The sequence below is a fragment of the Mesorhizobium salmacidum (SeqCode) genome (assembly GCF_037179605.1).
GTDB classification, from domain to species: Bacteria; Pseudomonadota; Alphaproteobacteria; order Rhizobiales; family Rhizobiaceae; genus Mesorhizobium; species Mesorhizobium salmacidum.
Genome location: NZ_JAPYKS010000021.1, coordinates 1 through 17,261, shown reverse-complemented (window position 1 = coordinate 17,261; position 17,261 = coordinate 1). Strand labels below are relative to the sequence as shown.

Annotated in this window: 16 protein-coding genes and 1 pseudogene; 13 read left to right on the top strand and 4 right to left on the bottom strand. The window is 59.1% G+C overall.

The annotated features are described in order from the left end of the window. Nucleotides 1–21 precede the first annotated feature (21 nt). From O7A60_RS24660 to O7A60_RS24630, 7 genes are all read left to right on the top strand, one after another. A complete protein-coding gene (locus tag O7A60_RS24660) occupies nucleotides 22–1,104 on the top strand; it encodes an amidohydrolase family protein (protein ID WP_337108397.1) in 1,083 nt (360 codons plus the stop codon). Nucleotides 1,105–1,115: 11 nt separating this feature from the next. Next, on the top strand, nucleotides 1,116–1,469 hold the full coding sequence (locus tag O7A60_RS24655) for a Rieske (2Fe-2S) protein (protein ID WP_337108396.1): 354 nt from the start codon (nucleotides 1,116–1,118) through the stop codon (nucleotides 1,467–1,469). Between the two features lie 120 nt (nucleotides 1,470–1,589). After that, nucleotides 1,590–3,197, top strand: a complete 1,608-nt coding sequence (locus O7A60_RS24650) for an ABC transporter substrate-binding protein (protein ID WP_337108395.1) — start codon at nucleotides 1,590–1,592, stop codon at nucleotides 3,195–3,197. A gap of 58 nt (nucleotides 3,198–3,255) precedes the next feature. Then, nucleotides 3,256–4,308, top strand: coding sequence for an ABC transporter permease (locus tag O7A60_RS24645; RefSeq protein WP_415926854.1), 1,053 nt, complete (start codon nucleotides 3,256–3,258; stop codon nucleotides 4,306–4,308). 65 nt (nucleotides 4,309–4,373) lie between these two features. Further along, nucleotides 4,374–5,198 carry an ABC transporter permease gene (locus tag O7A60_RS24640; RefSeq protein ID WP_337108394.1) on the top strand — a complete coding sequence of 275 codons (825 nt, stop codon included), beginning with the start codon at nucleotides 4,374–4,376 and terminating at the stop codon, nucleotides 5,196–5,198. Then, on the top strand, nucleotides 5,188–6,828 hold the full coding sequence (locus O7A60_RS24635; protein ID WP_337108393.1) for an ABC transporter ATP-binding protein: 1,641 nt from the start codon (nucleotides 5,188–5,190) through the stop codon (nucleotides 6,826–6,828). Before O7A60_RS24640 ends, O7A60_RS24635 begins: the two co-directional genes overlap by 11 nt. Nucleotides 6,829–6,988: 160 nt before the next feature. Next, a complete protein-coding gene (locus O7A60_RS24630) occupies nucleotides 6,989–7,192 on the top strand; it encodes a KTSC domain-containing protein (protein ID WP_027143699.1) in 204 nt (67 codons plus the stop codon). Nucleotides 7,193–7,523: 331 nt separating this feature from the next. Here the strand turns inward: O7A60_RS24630 and O7A60_RS24625 are convergent, their stop codons facing one another. Continuing rightward, nucleotides 7,524–7,823, bottom strand: a complete 300-nt coding sequence (locus O7A60_RS24625) for a hypothetical protein (RefSeq protein ID WP_337108392.1) — start codon at nucleotides 7,821–7,823, stop codon at nucleotides 7,524–7,526. A 303-nt stretch (nucleotides 7,824–8,126) separates the two neighbouring features. Here O7A60_RS24625 and O7A60_RS24620 point away from each other — a divergent pair, with 303 nt between their 5' ends. Continuing rightward, a complete protein-coding gene (locus O7A60_RS24620; protein ID WP_027143697.1) occupies nucleotides 8,127–8,333 on the top strand; it encodes a hypothetical protein in 207 nt (68 codons plus the stop codon). A gap of 115 nt (nucleotides 8,334–8,448) precedes the next feature. Here the strand turns inward: O7A60_RS24620 and nadE are convergent, their stop codons facing one another. Further along, on the bottom strand, nucleotides 8,449–9,288 hold the full coding sequence (gene nadE, locus O7A60_RS24615) for an ammonia-dependent NAD(+) synthetase (protein ID WP_337108391.1): 840 nt from the start codon (nucleotides 9,286–9,288) through the stop codon (nucleotides 8,449–8,451). A 450-nt stretch (nucleotides 9,289–9,738) separates the two neighbouring features. On the opposite strand from nadE, the gene O7A60_RS24610 reads away from it, so the two are divergent. Together O7A60_RS24610 and O7A60_RS24605 are read left to right on the top strand one after the other, a co-directional pair. After that, on the top strand, nucleotides 9,739–10,104 hold the full coding sequence (locus tag O7A60_RS24610; protein WP_337108456.1) for an ArsR/SmtB family transcription factor: 366 nt from the start codon (nucleotides 9,739–9,741) through the stop codon (nucleotides 10,102–10,104). Continuing rightward, entirely contained in the window at nucleotides 10,082–10,603 is a 522-nt protein-coding gene (locus O7A60_RS24605; RefSeq protein WP_027143693.1) for an SRPBCC domain-containing protein, read from the top strand. Before O7A60_RS24610 ends, O7A60_RS24605 begins: the two co-directional genes overlap by 23 nt. Nucleotides 10,604–11,077: 474 nt before the next feature. On the opposite strand, the gene O7A60_RS24600 is transcribed toward O7A60_RS24605, so the two are convergent. Next, the gene (locus O7A60_RS24600; RefSeq protein ID WP_337108390.1) at nucleotides 11,078–13,141 is read right to left on the bottom strand and encodes a sensor histidine kinase; all 2,064 of its coding nucleotides are present in this window, start codon (nucleotides 13,139–13,141) and stop codon (nucleotides 11,078–11,080) included. A 311-nt stretch (nucleotides 13,142–13,452) separates the two neighbouring features. Next, nucleotides 13,453–14,487 (bottom strand): blue-light-activated histidine kinase, encoded by a 1,035-nt coding sequence (lov, locus tag O7A60_RS24595; RefSeq protein WP_337108389.1) that lies wholly within the window; start codon nucleotides 14,485–14,487, stop codon nucleotides 13,453–13,455. 304 nt (nucleotides 14,488–14,791) lie between these two features. Between lov and O7A60_RS24590 the strand changes: the two genes are divergently transcribed. From O7A60_RS24590 to O7A60_RS24580, 3 genes and pseudogenes are all read left to right on the top strand, one after another. Further along, nucleotides 14,792–14,974: a CsbD family protein gene (locus tag O7A60_RS24590; RefSeq protein WP_027143691.1), complete on the top strand. Its 183-nt coding sequence runs from the start codon at nucleotides 14,792–14,794 to the stop codon at nucleotides 14,972–14,974. 239 nt (nucleotides 14,975–15,213) lie between these two features. Next, nucleotides 15,214–15,453: pseudogene (locus O7A60_RS24585) on the top strand (hypothetical protein); the annotation flags it as partial. 205 nt (nucleotides 15,454–15,658) lie between these two features. Next, nucleotides 15,659–16,087 carry a DUF1810 domain-containing protein gene (locus O7A60_RS24580; RefSeq protein ID WP_337108388.1) on the top strand — a complete coding sequence of 143 codons (429 nt, stop codon included), beginning with the start codon at nucleotides 15,659–15,661 and terminating at the stop codon, nucleotides 16,085–16,087. Nucleotides 16,088–17,261: the final 1,174 nt, after the last annotated feature.

The window sequence follows — 17,261 nt, the reverse complement described above, 5'->3', positions numbered from 1 at the left end:
GGAAAGGGAGCGAAAGCTAAAGTGTTTATCGTCGACTGCGATTGTCACAACTACTGGTCCAGCGCCACGGTATTGGAACCGTATCTTTCCGGGATCTGGAAGGACATGTTCATCGAGGGCGAGAAGACCGGCCCCAGGGGGTCCTTCCCGCATGGCCATCGCCCCTGGTTCCATCCGCAGGATTTCTCCCGGAAGGATGTGCGACCCGAGACCGAAGCCGACAACTACCGGATCATGAAGGAAAAACACCTCGACAAATACAATGTCGGCGTGGCGATCCTCACCGGAGACGAGCCTATAGAAGCCTCGACTCTCGCAAACCCCTATTACGCCAGTGCGCTGGTCAGTGCCTACAATGACTATCAGATCGCCGAGTGGTTGCCGAAAGACAACCGCTTCATGGGTTCCATCATCATTGCGCCTCAGGATCCGAAGCTGGCGGCCGCCGAGATCCGTCGGCTCGGCAGTCACCCCCGCATGGTCCAGGTTCTAGCCTCCCAAGGCTCCGTGAAGCCGTATGGTGATCCCTTCTACCACCCGATCTACGAAGCCTGTGCGGAGATGGGATTGCCGTTTGCCATTCACCTGGGCGGCCACGGTGGCGTCAACTGGAACGCCGTCGCGCCTGCCCCCACGACCTTCTTCTGGGAAACGCACGCCATCCTGCACATGTCGGCGATCAGTCACGTCGCCAGCATGATCGCTCACGGGGTGTTCGAGAAATGGCCAGAACTCTACTTCGTCGTAGTCGAATGCGGCGTCGCCTGGGTGCCGACGGTGCTGTGGCGCCTCGACGCCGACTACAAGGCGCTGCGCAAGGAAACACCATGGCTGAAGATGCTGCCATCGGAGTACTGCCGCCGTAACATACGCTTCTCCACACAGCCCCTGGAGCAGCCGGCGAATGTGCAGCATCTCTGGTCCATCCTGGAAGCGATGGACGGTGAAAACACGCTGATGTTTGCGTCGGACTATCCGCATTGGGACTATGACGACGCCAACACGCTGCACATCCCGCCAGCCTGGAGAACGAAGGTGATGGGTCAGAATGCGCTGGACGTCTACAAGCGCATTCCTGCCATCCTAACCGCGAATGCTGCCTGACGGAGCAGACCATGGCCGAGAAAATCTTCATCTGTCGCGTCGAGGAGATCGAAGCGGGCACACCCGTTATCGCAAAAGTCCGCAGCCTTTCGGTGGGCGTGTTTCGCATCGGAGAGACCTTCCATGCGCTGCTCAACATTTGTCCGCATCGCGGTGCGCCGCTCTGTGAGGGGCCGCAATGCGGGACGACCGCGCCGGTCGACGAAGCGCGGTTCATCTATCACCGGGAAAACGAGATCGTGCGCTGCGCCTGGCATGGCTGGGAGTTCGACATCAAGACGGGTTCGGCACTTGTCGACCCGAGCGTGCGGGCGCGGACATTCCCCGTCATGGTCGAGGACGGCAACATCTATGTGACCGCGTAACGGTCATGATCAGCAGCTCGATGAAGAAGGCGAAAGCAAGGGAAGAAGAGTTGGCAAGTCGACGTGCATGACGAGGGTTAATTATAACGCGGAAAAAAAACCGCCAATGGGAGAACGAAAATGTCGGAATCTGAGTACAAGCTTCGCATCGCGCAAAGTCTGATCGGTCGCGGCAAGGTCTCGCGGCGTGACTTCATCCATCTAGGGTTGGCGGCAGGCCTCACCATCGCGGCCGCAGATAAGCTCTTTGTCACGGAGGCACGAGCAGAACCGCAGCAAGGTGGCTTTGCAAAGCTCGGCATGGCGCATGGAGCGACTACAGATTCCATTGATCCGGCCGGGTATCCCGACACTTTCTCGCAAACCGCCTTTTCAGGCGCTATGTCCAACAGCCTGACTGAGGTGGATGCGAAGGGCGGCATACAGCCAGACCTGGCAGAAAGCTTCGAATCTTCCAATGACGCCAAGACATGGGTCTTCAAGCTGCGCAAGGGCGCGACCTTCCACAATGGCAAAAGCGTGACCGCAGACGATGTCGTGACCTCCATGCGGTATCACATGGGCGCCGACACCAAATCTGCGGCCAAGCCTTTGCTTGCGTCTGTGAAGGACATTAAGGCGGACGGCCCAGAAACGGTTGTCTTCACACTCGACAGCGGCAACGCCGATTTCCCCTACATTATGAGCGATTATCATCTCGTGATCATGCCTAGCGTGGACGGGAAAGCCGATTGGGCATCAGGGGCCCGAACCGGCGCATTCGTGCTTGAGAATTTCCAGCCCGGCGTTTCGGCCAAGCTCAAGCGCAACCCAAATTATTTCAAGAACGGCAAGCCTTACCTGGATGAGGTGGAGTTCGTCGCCATTACGGATTTGGCCGCACGCATGGCTGCGCTCTCGACCGGGGAAGTGGATTACATCGGCCGCGCCGACCTGAAAACACTCGGCATGTTGAAGCGCAATCCGAAAATCGACATCATCGAGATCACCGGCTACGGGCATTATACCTTGCCGATGAACGTCACCATGGCGCCTTTCGACAATCCGGATGTGCGCATGGCAATGAAGTGGGCGATCAACCGACAAGAGATCGCCGACAAGATTTTCCTCGGCCATGCTACCGTTGCCAATGACGATCCAATCGCGCCGGCGATCAAGTTTTACAAGAACCCGGAGCCGCAACACAGTTTCGATCCCGAAAAGGCCCGCCATCATCTGAAGAAGGCGGGGATGGAAAAGCTGAAGGTCGATCTCTCGGTCGCCGACGCCGCTTTCGCTGGGGCGGTAGACGCGGCCGCACTCATTCGCGAGACGGCCGCACAGTGCGGCATCGACGTCAATGTGGTGCGCGAGGCCGAGGACGCCTATTGGGACAATGTCTGGCTCAAGAAGCCCTGGTGCGCTTCCTATTGGAGCGGTCGCGCCACCGCCGACTGGATGTTCACGCAAGCCTTCGCAGCCGAATCCAGCTGGAACGAGTCCTTCTGGAAGAATCCCCGCTTCAACGAATTGCTCGTCCAGGCCCGAGCCGAGACGGATGAGGCCAAGCGCGCCGCCATGTATGCCGAAATGCAGCAGCTGACCCATGATGATGGCGGTACTATCGTGCTGGTGTTCAACAACTTCGTCAGCGCCAAATCCAAGAAACTGGCGCATGGCGATGTGGCGCCGAATTGGGAAAATGATGGACTGAAGATGGCTGAGCGCTGGTGGATCGCTGTGGCATAGGGGTGTTTGCCAACCGCGCCGCCCGCACCGCGGACGGCGCGCTCTTGGGACTGCGCGCATGCGTGTGAATCCGGTCGCAAAAACGGTTATGCAACGGTTGGGCCTCGGCCTGATCACTTTGTTCGTCGTTTCCATCATCATCTTTTCGGCGATCGCAATGCTGCCTGGCGACTTCGCCAAGGCGACGCTCGGTCAAGCCGCTACCCCCGAAACAGTCGCGGCCCTTCAACACGAGATCGGCCTCGATCGCCCGCCAATCGCACGCTATTTCAGCTGGATTGGTAAGATGGCACAGGGTGATTTTGGTTCCTCCTTCGCCAGCCGGACCGGCTACCGGCGGACCGTCGCGGAGATCATCGCACCTCGGCTCTACAACACCATGTTCCTGGCCGTCATGACCGCGCTCATCGCGGTGCCGCTGGCATTGGGATTGGGCATTCTTGCGGCCCTCTACCGCAACAGCTGGTTCGATCGGCTTGTAAACACGGTGACGCTTACAACAATCTCGTTCCCTGAATTCTTCGTCGCCTACATGCTCGCCTTCCTGATCATCTCGCGCGATACGTTCGCCGGCACGGAGTTCGCACAGTCTCTACCCGTCTGGCTGGCGGCGTCGATCAACTGGACCCTGAATGTCGTACCGAAGTTCCCGACCCTGGCCAATATCAGCGACCAGACTCCGTTTTGGGAGCATGTCTGGCGTGCGGCTCTGCCGTCCATCACGCTTACACTCGTCATCGTCGCTCACATGATGCGAATGACGCGCGCGGCGATCATCAACATGCTTTCAAGTCCCTATATCGACATGGCTCGGTTGAAGGGAATGACGCCAATGGTGGTCGTGCTCCGGCACGCTTTGCCAAACGCCTGGGCCCCGATCGTGACGGTTGTCGCCTTCAATCTTGCCTACCTCATCGTCGGCGTCGTGGTCGTAGAGGTAGTGTTCGTCTACCCCGGTGTCGGCCAACTGATGGTCGATGCCGTGAAATCGAGAGACGTACCGGTCGTGCAAGCCTGCGCCCTTGTCTTCGCCGCCACCTACATCCTGCTCAACCTGATCGCCGATATCATTTCGATCGCAACCAATCCAAGGCTTTTGCACCCAAGATGACAAATGCGGAGCCCCTCATCCAGACCAGCAGAGCGCCCAGGGTAAGGCGCACACGCCGATCTCGCATGAGGACAGCGCTGAAGAAGGCGCCGCTCAGTGCCTGGTTCGGCATGGTTGTAACCCTCTGCTACGTTTTGGTCGCTCTATTTGCGCCTCTCATCGCTCCTTATCGAGAGACGCAGGTCTTTAGCGAGGCATTCGCGCCGTGGAGCCACGAGTTTATGTTCGGGACTGACCAACTCGGTCGCGACATGCTCACTCGACTCATCTACGGGGCTCGCAACACGATCGGCATCGCCGTCGCCACAACGATCATATCCTTTGCAGCGGGTGTGACGCTCGGCTTGCTGGCGGCAATGTACCGGGGGTGGCCAGACCAGATATTGTCACGTGCGGTGGACGTGTTGATGTCGATCCCAAGCCTGATTTTTGCGCTGATGCTGCTCTCGATATTCGGCTCTTCGATCACCAGTCTCGTCTTGATCATCGCATTGCTGGATTCTACGCGCGTGTTTCGTCTGGCGCGGGCCGTTGGCCTGAACGTGGTGGTTATGGAGTATGTCGAGGCCGCGCAATTGCGCGGCGAAGGTCCCGCATGGATTCTCCGCAAGGAAATCCTGCCCAACATCCTGCCGCCGCTCATCGCGGAATTTGGTCTGCGATTCTGTTTTGTGTTTCTGACCATTGCAGCATTGTCGTTCCTGGGCGTCGGTATACAGCCGCCATCGGCTGATTGGGGGTCGATGGTGCGGGAAAACGCAACTCTGATCACCTATGGCGATGTCACGCCGCTGCTGCCGGCCGGCGCCATTGCCCTCCTGACGGTAGCGGTGAACTTCGTCGTGGACTGGTTTCTACATTCAACCAGCGGACTTCGTGATGAAAAGTAGCAGTGTCACGGCGCGCGAAAAGGGAACAGATCTTCTCAAGGTCCGGGACCTCCACGTTGAAGGCTTCTCGGACGAGCGCTGGCACCCGATCGTTCGGGGCGTGGATCTCTCGCTTAAACGCGGAGAAGTGCTTGGCCTCATCGGCGAATCCGGCGCCGGGAAGTCGACCATCGGCCTTGCGGCAATGGGTTATGCCAAGCCGGGGTGCCGTATTACCCAGGGCTCTGTGCTGTTCGACGGGGTCGATCTTTTGTCAATGAGCGAAGCCCGCCGTCGGCGGCTGCGGGGCTCCCGCATCGCCTATGTGGCGCAAAGCGCAGCCGCCTGGTTCAACCCGGCTCACCGGCTCCTGGATCAGACCGTGGAAACGGCGGTTGCGCACGGGATCGCCAGCAGAGACAAGGCCAATCGCGACGCTATTGACCTTTATCGACGCCTCCAGCTTCCAGAACCTGAGACCATCGGCTTCCGGTATCCGCATCAGGTGTCCGGTGGTCAGTTGCAGCGAGCCATGACGGCCATGGCCATGGCTTGCCGGCCCGACCTGATCGTGTTCGATGAGCCGACCACTGCGCTCGATGTGACGACGCAAGTGGAGGTCCTGGCCTCGATCCGCAGGATTGTTGAAGATTTCAACACAGCAGCGATCTACGTCACACACGATTTAGCCGTGGTGGCGCAAATGGCGGACCGGATCATGGTTCTGCGCCATGGACAAACGGTCGAGGAAGCCGACACACGGCAGATGCTCACTACCCCTACCCAGGAATACACCCGGACCCTCTGGGCCGTGCGCAAGCTCGCCAAGCCGGAGATTCGGACCCAGGACCATTTACTCGCCATCGACAATGTCACCGCGGCTTATGCCGGAAGGGTTAAGGTGCTGGTGGACGTGTCCATCAAGGTTCCGCGCGGCCGGACGGTAGCAGTCGTGGGCGAATCAGGGTCGGGGAAATCGACGCTCGCGCGCGTCGTTACCGGTTTGCTGCCTGCGATGTCCGGATCGATGTCGTTTGATGGCAAGCCGCTTACCCTCTCCTTGAAGGGACGTTCGAAAGACCTGCTGCGCCGCATCCAAATGGTCTATCAATCGCCGGACAGCGCCCTTAACCCTCGCCAGACTGTGGAGGAGATAATTTCGCGTCCGCTCGAATTCTACTTAGGCCTGAAGGGGCAGCAGCGCGACGAGCGGGTCGGCGAGCTCATGCACATGATCGAGATGGACGAAAGCTTCCTCGACAGACTGCCCGGTGAATTGTCCGGTGGCCAAAAGCAGCGGATCTGCATAGCCCGCGCGCTCGCTGCCAATCCGGAGCTCATCATTTGTGACGAGGTCACTTCGGCACTGGATCAGATTGTGCAGGAAGAAATCTTGAAGCTCCTAATGCGCCTGCAGCACGAACTCGGCATCAGCTACATCTTCATTACCCACGATATCGCGACGGTAAGAGCGATTGCTGACGAGGTCGTGGTTATGCACAAAGGGCAGGTGGTGGAGCAGGGTTTGAAAACCGAGATACTGGCGCCACCCCACGCAGCCTACACCGAACTGCTTCTCTCCTCGGTGCCGCAGATGGATCCGGACTGGCTCACGGGCCTGCTTGCTCGACGCAACCCAATTTTCAAATAGCAATAGAAGCGGTACCGGCATTCGCCGACTATCTTCCGGTTCTCGGTTAGCCGAAACTCAGGGCCATCTTCGAGCTAAGGGTTGTCGCGGCGATTTAGCCGCGCCAACGGTCCCCTTCGACGCCCTTAGGAACGCGTGGCCCCGTCTTCCGTTGACTGCGATGCCATCCACCTTGATACGTAGAACGGAGTACGATCCGGACAGACGGATCCTCTCTGTATGGCTAATGACCAGCGACAAGCGTTATGATTTCGAGGATGTACCGCCCGAAACCTTTGATGCATTTCGATCCGCCTTCGCCAAGGGGCGGTACTTCAACAGCCACATCCGCAATCATTTCCGATACCGCCGAAGCGACAGCTAACAGAATTCAAGCGTATACTTTCTAGAGGGCGGCTTGCCACGCCTGCCTTCCATGAGCGGCCGTCCGCAAGGGCCCATGTTCGTCATTCACAGCGAGGCAGGCCGGAGCCCACAACCTAGCAAGATGTTCGGCAAACGCGAATTGCGAGCCTGCGGTGGGCGGTCAGGGGCGGCGCGCCAAATAGTTAATGATCCACTTGCAGTGTCTCTAGTTCGCCAGACCCACCATACGGGATCATACGAAGGATATGGGTTGGCTAACCATCCAGTAAGCCATTGGTTTATGCGACCAGCATTCTTTTCCACTTCATTGCTGTCGTGGGGAGGCGGCCTCATGTCGGCTTGTCCAACAGGGGTGTGCTCCTCGTAGGATAGGCGTTCACCAGCCTGACGACAGCGGCATCGACCGTGACGGGAGTGCCGAGGTTCACGGTTACACGGTTTTCCTGGATGTGGGTGACGTTGCCGATCAACTCGATGTGCTGTCCCTTCTGCAGCTTCGTTGTTTGGTTCACGACCGAGTGGGGTTGCCCATAGGAGGGTATGGAAACGCTCACCCGGTCCTCAGTGACACGCTTGAGCACTGTTGCGGTGATTACGACCTCGTCGCCGATGTTGATGCCCTTTGCCATTCCCATGATTCTGGGGCGGCCAACGGCTTCGTCAAGCGAGCGGTAATGTGTCACGGCGCAGAGGAACAAACGACCGTGCGGCCATGCCTGGAAGGCATGGCGCCTCCTATCATTTGAATTGCAGCTGAGGACCGAGGATCTGCGTACCGGCATGTATGAAGGCTGCCCACCGCAGGCGATCGGGCTTGGCGCTGCCACGTTCACTGCACCCTTTTGGGTGGCGGAGTGGGGGGTGCGAAGTACGGGTGCCAACAACTCCTCCGCCGTCGCTGGAACCTTTTTCAGCGGCGCGGATTCCTCTGCATGACAAAAACCCCTGAAGTTGCCCCACCCATTCTCGCCGAGACCAGCCCCGACCGACCTGTTAATTGCGAGGTCGCTCTGGAAACTGCCTTCGCGGCCCTTGTCGCCAACTCCACGGCCCAAGGGTGGACGCCGGAAGAGACGGCCGAGACGCTGCACAAGCTCGCTGTTGAGCATCTCGAACAGCTCAAGGCCACAGCGGCCTGACCGCTCCGGCCCCCGTCGGACCTGTCATCCCGGCTCGGCCGCCGATCCTCAATGGTAAGCAAAAGCCAGCATTGTCGTTCCCCATCCGATAACAGGCAGGACGGACGAAACAACGTTAGGGTACCGGCAAGCCTGTCCGAAAATCGGGTGTCACCGGAAGCGAGCGCTTATGAGCGGTGCTGAAATACGCATCAAGGATTCGCCTCCGCGCCGCCTCGTTGATTTCCTTACCTTCGAGGAAATCGTCGATCTGATCATATGTGATCCCATATGCATCTTCGTCAGGACGAAGTGGGACAAGGTTCTCCAAATCTGCTGTCGGCACCTTGTTGACAAGTTCGGAGGGAGCGCCCAGGTGCGCTGCCAGGGCGCGCACCCTGCGTTTGTTTAGCCCGGAAAGGGGAAGGACGTCAGCGGCGCCGTCGCCGAATTTGGTGAAGAAGCCCATCATTGCCTCGGCCGCATGATCGGTGCCTATGACCAGTCCTCGGCTGCCAGCAGCGAGCGCGAATTGGGCAATCATGCGCTGACGGGCCTTGATGTTGCCCAGCACGAAATCCTCCCGATGGGCATCCCCGAGTTCCACGCCAGCCACCTTGATCGAGTCAAGCATTGCGTCGGCCGCCGGTTTGATGTCGAGTCTGTGCACTTCGTCCGCCCCAATGGTGTCGAGTGCTCGCTGAGCGTCCCTCTCGTCGGCCTGTGTGCCGTACGGCAGCCGGACAGCAAGAAACTTGGCATCGTATCCTGAGCTCCGCAGTTCGGCTACGGCTCGTTGAGCCAGAAGTGCGGCCGCGAGCGAATCCACCCCGCCGCTGATGCCCAGCACATACGTGCTGAGGCCGGCTGCACGCAGGTAGGTGCCAAGAAAGTCGCTGCGCCGGCGCGCCTCCACTGCGGCATCGAAATCTGGAGCGACGCCCAAGGCGCTGATGATGGCTTCTTGTTCTGTCATGTCGAGATATGCTCCTGTCATCCCTTGATTCATGGCAGTCGTTGGTGCCCCCGATTCAGGTTTGGCAACCCGGTCTCGTTCTGCGTGGGAAACCGGAAAATGTTTCAATAACCGAGCCCATGCCGTCAGACCAGGGCGGTCGCTCATCACCTTGGCCGAAGGGGAATTCTGGTCCTTTTAACCGTGTATCGCATCCGACCACCTTAAGGGGCATCGCACCGCGTCCACGCCAAACCTCGATCGAGACGCTTGCGTGCTGTGGATCAAGCTCGCGACGGTGAAATGCGAGATAGCCGCTAGGGCGAATGAGGAGCAAGCTCCCGTGGGCTGCGCCGAGTTTCCGCGCAACGTGTCCTTGGAATCGACAAGCACAGACGCCTCAGAGGCGCCGCCCAGTTCGCTTGATCTGCCCTTGCATTGCGCCAACCCGAGCGCTACATACTGAACCACATGGTTCAGCATGTAAGAGCCCCTCTCGATGCCTCGTTCGCCGCGCTCTCGGACTCCACCCGACGCGGCGTTCTCGAGCAGCTCGGACGTGCGGACGCTTCGATCACGGAGCTTGCCGAGAAATTCCACATGACCTTAACCGGCATGAAGAAGCATGTGGGCGTGCTGGAGCAGGCGGGGCTGGTTGTCACGAAGAAGGTTGGGCGCGTGCGGACCTGCAAGCTCGGCCTTGGCGGACTGGAGGAGGAGGCGGCATGGATCGAGAGATACCGGCAACTCTGGGACGCACGCTTCGACGCGTTGGACAAGGTGGTCGAGGAATTGAAACGCAAGGAGAAAGTCGATGGACAAAAGAAGAAACAGTGAGCCTACCCCCTCGAACAACCGCACGACGGTGGAACGGACGTCGGAGCGTGAGTTGGTCGTCACACGAAGCTTCGATGGCCCGGCGCGCGTCGTGTTTGAGGCTTGGACCAAACCCGAGCTGTTCAAGCTATGGTGGGTGCCGAAGTCGACGGGCATGGTGCTGCGTTCCTGCGAGATGGACGTTCGTGTAGGGGGCGGGTACCGTTTGGTGTTCGGACATGATGCCTCGAATACTGACGAGTTCTTCGGCAGGTATATCGAGGTGACACCGTACTCTCGCCTTGCTTGGACCAATGACGAAGGCGGTGACGCGGGATCGCTCACCACGGTGACTTTCGAGGAAAAAGGGGGCAAGACGCTGCTGGTCATGAATGAGCGCTATCCGTCGAAGGAAGCTCTCGACGCCGCCGGCACCGGGGCAGCTGATGCGATGGGCGAGGCATTCGACCAACTGGACAAGCTTCTCGTCACGCTGCACGGCAGCGCCGGGCGTTCATGAAGTCTTAGATCCCGCGCTCGGCCGCATAGGCTGTCACCTGCGGTGTCCCCTAGCTCAGGGAGCGTCGAGGTCGAGCGCTTCACTGGGCATTTGGCTCGGTGCGCCTAGGCGAGGGGCTGCCAGTTGAGCGCGGCGGCCGAGGACATTGAGACCGTCGATGAGTTACTGAGGCCGAGCCGGCACAGGATGCTCTCGACCTTCAGCGAAGCGGCCAAGCGCAGCACCCCCGCTTGATGCCAAGGCCTGAACGACCTCCGCCTTTAGGTCGGCGCTAGACATCACTCAAATGAACCGCGGCGACACGAGATTGCATGGAAGACCTACGCGCAAGAACGATGCCTCGGCCAACGTGGACAGAGATCCCGACGAATGGGTGAGCGGTGATGACCCGATGACCTCAGTTGCAACCGCCATAGCGGCTCGCGTCTCCGGGTGAGCGGCGCGTTCGATCACCCGGGGCGTTGTCGGGAAAAATTATCTACGATTCCCCTCGGAGGTGTCGTTGTTGTCCACCACGGGATTGAGCTCAGACGCAAAATTCACTCGCATGTTGCAGACCAGTCCCGATTTAAGGAACTTCAGAGTGACACGTCCTGAGGTGCGGGACGCGAATACACGCTCGAGAAGCTGCGTGCCGAAGCCCTTTCGCTCGACAGGTTCCACAGCCGGACCTCCCCGTTCGCGCCATTCTAGATCCAGCCAGCGATGCTGTTTTTGACCGAGAAGCTTCCACTGAATCGACACCGTGCCTGTATCGTTCGACAGCGCTCCATACTTTAGCGCATTCGTCGTAAGCTCATGAAAAGCCAGAGCGGCTGAAACAGCGACGTTCGGTGGAACCCAAACAGACTCGCCACTGATCTTGAAGCGCTCGATCGGAGCGTGTGAGCGGATTGATGTGGCAATCAGATCCTTGAGGTCGGCGCCACTCCAGTTCTGCTGCGTCAGCAGGTCGTTAGCCTTGGCCAGCGAGACGAGACGGCTGGAGAGCGTGCGTCCTGCTTCGGGCAAACTTGTGGCGTTGCGGAGTGTCTGGGTGGCAATGGACTGAACCACAGCAAGGATATTCTTCACGCGATGGTTCAGCTCGTTGGTCAACAGTTTCAGGTGCTCCTCACCGCGTTTGCGGTCCGTGATGTCGAGACTGATTTGTACGGCGCCTATAATGTCGCCGACCGGGTTGCGAATTGGACGTGCGCTGGAAAGTAGAAAGCGCTCGGCCCCTGATGGCAGCGTGTAGGCGAACTCTTCATGATCGGTCAGCTGCCCGCGCATGGCGCGGCTAAGTGGGCGGTCTTCGCGGCTCACTATGTGGCCGTCCTTGACGGCCACGGTGTCGATGACGAGCTCGGGCCTGCCGAAGGACTTGTGCGCATCCGTCGGCAGGCCCATGAGTTCGGCCGCGAAGCGGTTGCGGATCACCTGAAGGGCTTTCGGATCATAAGTAAACCAGACCGCCGCCGGCGCTGTCTCCAACACCGCCTCCAACTCATACCGCCGTTCGGCGATCGCACGCTCTGCGTCCACCATCGCCTGAGCGATGGTGGCGAACTCCGTAACGGAAGTCGACAGGGGTTTGACGCTGCGGCCATGACCGAGCGCCTCGGCCCGGGTCGCCAGTTCAGCGGTGGCCTGTGTAAATCTCTTGCCGACGATATATCCGAGAGCAACGGAAACAAGGAGCGACAGGAGACCTATCGCGCAAATCGCCACAAGTGAGCGCCAAAGCGGCGCCTGCGCCGCTGAAAGAGGCACGTTTGCGGTGTAGAACCAATCAGAGTATGGGGATCTGTAGTAGCCGGCCAGCAGCGTCACCCCTTCGAAGTTGGGGGACGTAAAGGAACCGGAGCGCCCAACGATCTTTGCCACGTATTCGGGCAATCCGCGCTTTCCGGTCCATTCGTCGTGCAACTTGGAACGTGCCACGTAGTTTCCGTCGCGATCTCCCACGCCCACAGTCCATCCTTCCGGTACGGCCGGCATCAAAACATCGCGGATCCGGGCAGTCGGTACAGAAAGCGAAAGAAGCAGGTCCTCCCCTTTCGGGGCGGGCACCCGGATGGCAACAGCAAAGCGGTATTCGCCTGACCCCTTGCCGGTGAAAACATCGCTGACGAAAACACCTGAGCGGTTGAGTTTCTCGCGGTCCACAGCAGCTATCGATTCCACGGACGGCAAAGCGGCGCCGTAGCCGATTTCGGTGTTCATCAGCTGATTGCGGCCAAGATCGCGCAGGACAATCGTCCGGTCCGTCCCATGGACAAGATCGAGCGCCTCGCGGTGGAAGGCTCGCAGATCGCCATTGGCGAGCGCGGCGGATTTGGAAAGGCCGTCGAGAATGGTTTGGAGATTTGCGAGCTCGCCTTCTACAACGAGCGACACCTGTCGAGCCGTTTGCACGGCATCCTGCTCAAAACGATATCGTTCGTGCAGGGCATACTGGCCTAGCAAATAGCCGGCAAACAGCCAAACCGGGATAACCGCGGCGGCGATCAAACCAAGCAGGTGCGATCGAACTGATCGACGAGGCAAGTCCATATCCCGTGCCGCCTCAGGAACGCTCAACCATAGTCAGCGGGCCAGGAACAGCAAGCGTTAGTTCAAGCGAATATAGTGCCGTTGGACCCTGGTCCGGCGAAGCGGGCGCTGTCGTCTCGCTTGCCGGCTTGCGCGGGCCCATCAAGGTCGAGCCCAGAACCGGTCCGCCTTTGCCCTTCAACTCCGCAAGCTTTGGATTGCGGCAGCAGGGTTGTCGCTGCCGTAGCAGCCATCTGCAAATCAGAAGGGCGATGGCGTTCAGGTGCGAGCACAATGCTAGGCAGAGACGGGTGTGGACATGCAGCCTCTCTTTATCGCGAGACTGTGACGTTGGGCACTTCAGCTACGATCCTTACCCCTTGATCGGACCACTCGCGGTATAACGACCCCTGAAGCTGTCGCCGTATTGTAGCTTCGGTCATGAGTGTCCCGAAACCCTTTCGCCGAGGCGTGGGTGGGGGCGGTCCGCCGGTCTCCTGCCACTCGAGGATGAAACCATTATTCTGGGGTCTGGCTTGCCATTTGATTTGTAGCTGACCCGTCTCTTTCGAAAGCGAGCCGTGGGAAGCGGCGTTGACTGCTAGTTCATGAATGAACAGCGCCAAGGGCTGAACAGAATGCGCTGCAAGCATGACATCAGGACCGTCCAGCAGAGCGCGAGTCGCTCCGTACGGCTCAATCTGAGACGAGATTGTTTCCTGCAATGGAATCTCGTGCCAGCCCCGCTGCGACAACAAGCCATGCGCCCTAGCCAGGGCCTGTATGCGCCTTTGGACCGAGGCGGCATATAGCGCGGGGTCGTCAGATCTCGTCAAGCGTACGATGCTGTCGACAAGGGCAAGTACATTGTTGGCTCGATGGTCCACCTCCAAAAGCAACCGATGCTCTGACGCTTCTAGGCTCTCGATCCTGCGAAAATCTGTGCGGTCTATCTGAGATGCGAAATGGTAAACCAGACGGCCATCGTCGTCATGGATTGGACTGATGTGCAGCAGATTCCAGAACGCCGATCCATCTTTCCGGTAATTCAACAACTCGACGTTGATCTCACGGTCCTCCTGCAATCCTGCTCGGATCTCGGCGATGGCCGCAGGGGATGTGGCTGCGCCTTGAAGAAACCGGCAATTGCGTCCAAGTACCTCACTTGCCCCATAGCGCGTGAGGTTCAGAAAAGCCTGGTTCGCTAGTACGATAGGAAAATCTTCCTGGGTGGCGTCAGTCACCACCATCGGCATTCTCGTCCGTTGTAGGGCTATCGCAGCCAGTTCCTTTACATCAGGCATAGCGCGATCAGTAACGGCGACCGGGTCATCACCGTGGAGACCGGATGTGCCTTCGTTGTCCATCGATGTTTCCCTGAGCTGACATGAGCTCAGGAACAACGTCGATGGAACTAAAACGTTTCCCTTGGAAATGGTCAGTACACCTCACCGTCCTTCAAAGCTTCGGTGGCTGTTCGAAGGCAAAAGGTGCAATCAACTGCGGAGAATGGCGTTTATCACCCGCCGCCATTCGTCCCTAATGAGGAAGGTGTGCAATGAGGTTAGCGCAGGGGGTGGGTGGCACGGCGCCGGCACGTGGCTCTTCCTGCTCCTCTGGAACATTTCAGATGCCGCACACGTTGGTTCTGATCAACCGAGGAGAAGGACGATGCACAAGGACGAAGTGAAGGGCTCAGCAAAGAAGCTGCGCGGCGAGGTAAAGGACAAAGTCGGAAAGGCAACGGGCGACGACAAGCTTCGCGCTGATGGGGCCGCCGACAAGGCCGAAGGCAGCCTGCAAAAAGGGGTTGGCAAGGCGAAGGACGCAATTCGGGACGCCTTGAAGGATTGAACGCCGAGCTTGACGACGCGGCGATGTTGCGAGGGTTCAGGCTGCTGGGCTGACTATCACCAAGGGAAAGGCCGCCTTCTATGACGACGGCCCCCCTGGGCTGTTCACTACGCTGTCGCCGATGCGTCCTCATTGATGTTCATGGACTTTTCGCTCAGATGCAGCGGGAGGATGGCAAGAAAGCGCGTGGGAATTCGGTGTTCCGGCCACGCCACCTCACGGTTCCTTTTCCATGGACCATGGCACGCGTTCGGCGAGAAAGGCGGCAAACGTCTTCACGGAATGAATTTCGATCTATCCATACGGCCGACATCCATCTCGATTCCCCGTTGCGCTCGCTCGCGCTCAGAAATTCTGAGGTCGCCGAGCTCGTCGGTGATGCCAGCCGACAGGCATTCGCTGCAATAGTGGACCTTTGCCTAGCGGCGCGTGTCGATGCTCTGGTCGGAGATCTTTACGATGGCGACCAGACCTCGATTGTTCCCGACCTCATCCACCAGGGGGACAAGATCTACAAAGCCCGGCTACAAGATGTGAGACCACCATGCCCTGGAACCGTTACGAACTTACAAAATTCGCGGCCAGCGACGATCTGCATATTTGGTTTGGGGTATATTATTGTAGCCACCGATTAAAGCGCGCGCTATTCGCCGGCGCACGCCAGAACCGGCCAGTCAGCTAAGCATGGCCTTTGACGATCCATACGACTTGGCGCGCTTTCGTGCCGCCCAGGAGCCGGTCTTCGAAGCCGCCCTGGCCGAGCTGCGCGCTGGCCGCAAGCATTCCCACTGGATGTGGTTTGTTTTCCCGCAGCTGCGCGGACTCGGACACTCGCCGAACGCGCAGTACTATGGCATCTCGTCCAAGGATGAAGCGCGGGCGTATCTCGCCGATGCGGTTCTTGGCGAACGCCTGCATCATGCGACAGCCGCGGCTCTTGGTGTAAACGGCCGCTCAGCATACGAAATCTTCGGCTCTCCAGACGATGTGAAGTTCTGCTCATCAATGACGCTGTTTGGCGAAACCGCCGGCGTCGACGGCTCAATCTTCCGCCAGGCACTAGACCGCTTCTTCGGCGGCGAGCGCGACCAGCGCACGCTGGACCTGCTCTGAAACAGCTCGACGCATGCGAGGGTCACGGCGATTCCTGGCAGGCAGCGTGGTTGCCGGCCAAGGCTGCAATCGTCGATGCCCTGCCGCGGCACGTGCCCGCGAAGACGTTTCGACGGCCGCCGCCTTGGGCCCGGGCTAGAGACCCCTAGCACAGGTCTCCACCCCAGCAACGCCGTTAGGAGCAAGAGAGCCGCCTATTTCTGACGAACTCGAATCTCTGCCTCTTGTGCTCGGACCGCGCCAGCCGGTGAGGAGCGCCCTTGGGGGTCCTCATAGAGCTTATTGACCGCTTCATCCTGGTGGATTTTCACGCGCCGTGAAAGCCTCCTTTGATTTAGCAGAGCATAGATGATTATCAAGGCGAGGATGACAGGTCCGACGATACTCAGCGTCCAAATGGTGCCCGGTCCACTCATATAAATTCTCCTTCGCGGCCAAACACCGAGCGCGGGAGAAGGTTCCCCGATTGCTGCGGCTAAGCGCACCTCCTGAGTTCGACAACTTGGACACCGAGGCGGAACGCCTGACCATCCGCATATGAGCGGGCGTACTCTTCAGCTTCGAAGGGCAACGTGAGGGAGCTGCCATAGGCGGTCACACGCACCGACCATTTCCTCTCCCGGATGATTTCAACGGCATGCTGCTCGTGCGGAGCCATGCTTTCCTCCCAGAACTTACGTTGAGGCAGCATCTATAGCGTCGCAAAATTCGTTTGAATGCAAATAATCCGACATGTGGCGTGTCGGAATGCTGAACCGTGCCGGAGCGTTTAGGCCGTTAGCCTTCAGCTGTTCGAGATACTCAATAGCGAGCTTGTGGAGCGTCTCGGCCGTCTCTTCCAGCATCCATCCTTGGGCAATGGACGTAGCCACATCAGTCGTTCCTGCGTCTAACAAGTCTTGGCCGCCTCTTGGAGCTGAAGGTCATACTTGGATGGCGAGATGCAGTGCGACCGTCCGCGATCTGGGTGTCGGGTATCCCGCGCTGGCCTGTCTCCTCGATGGCAATCAATCGGGCGTGGGGATTTCCCACGACTGATACTCCGTCGTTCACCAGGCGCCGTTACCGTAACCTACATAGCAACAAAGGCCTAGCGCGTCGTCCGTTAGCGATACCGAGACGCGAGTTGGGCGCCGCGACCGGCATCGAACAGGGCGCGATTTGCGTCCGCGAC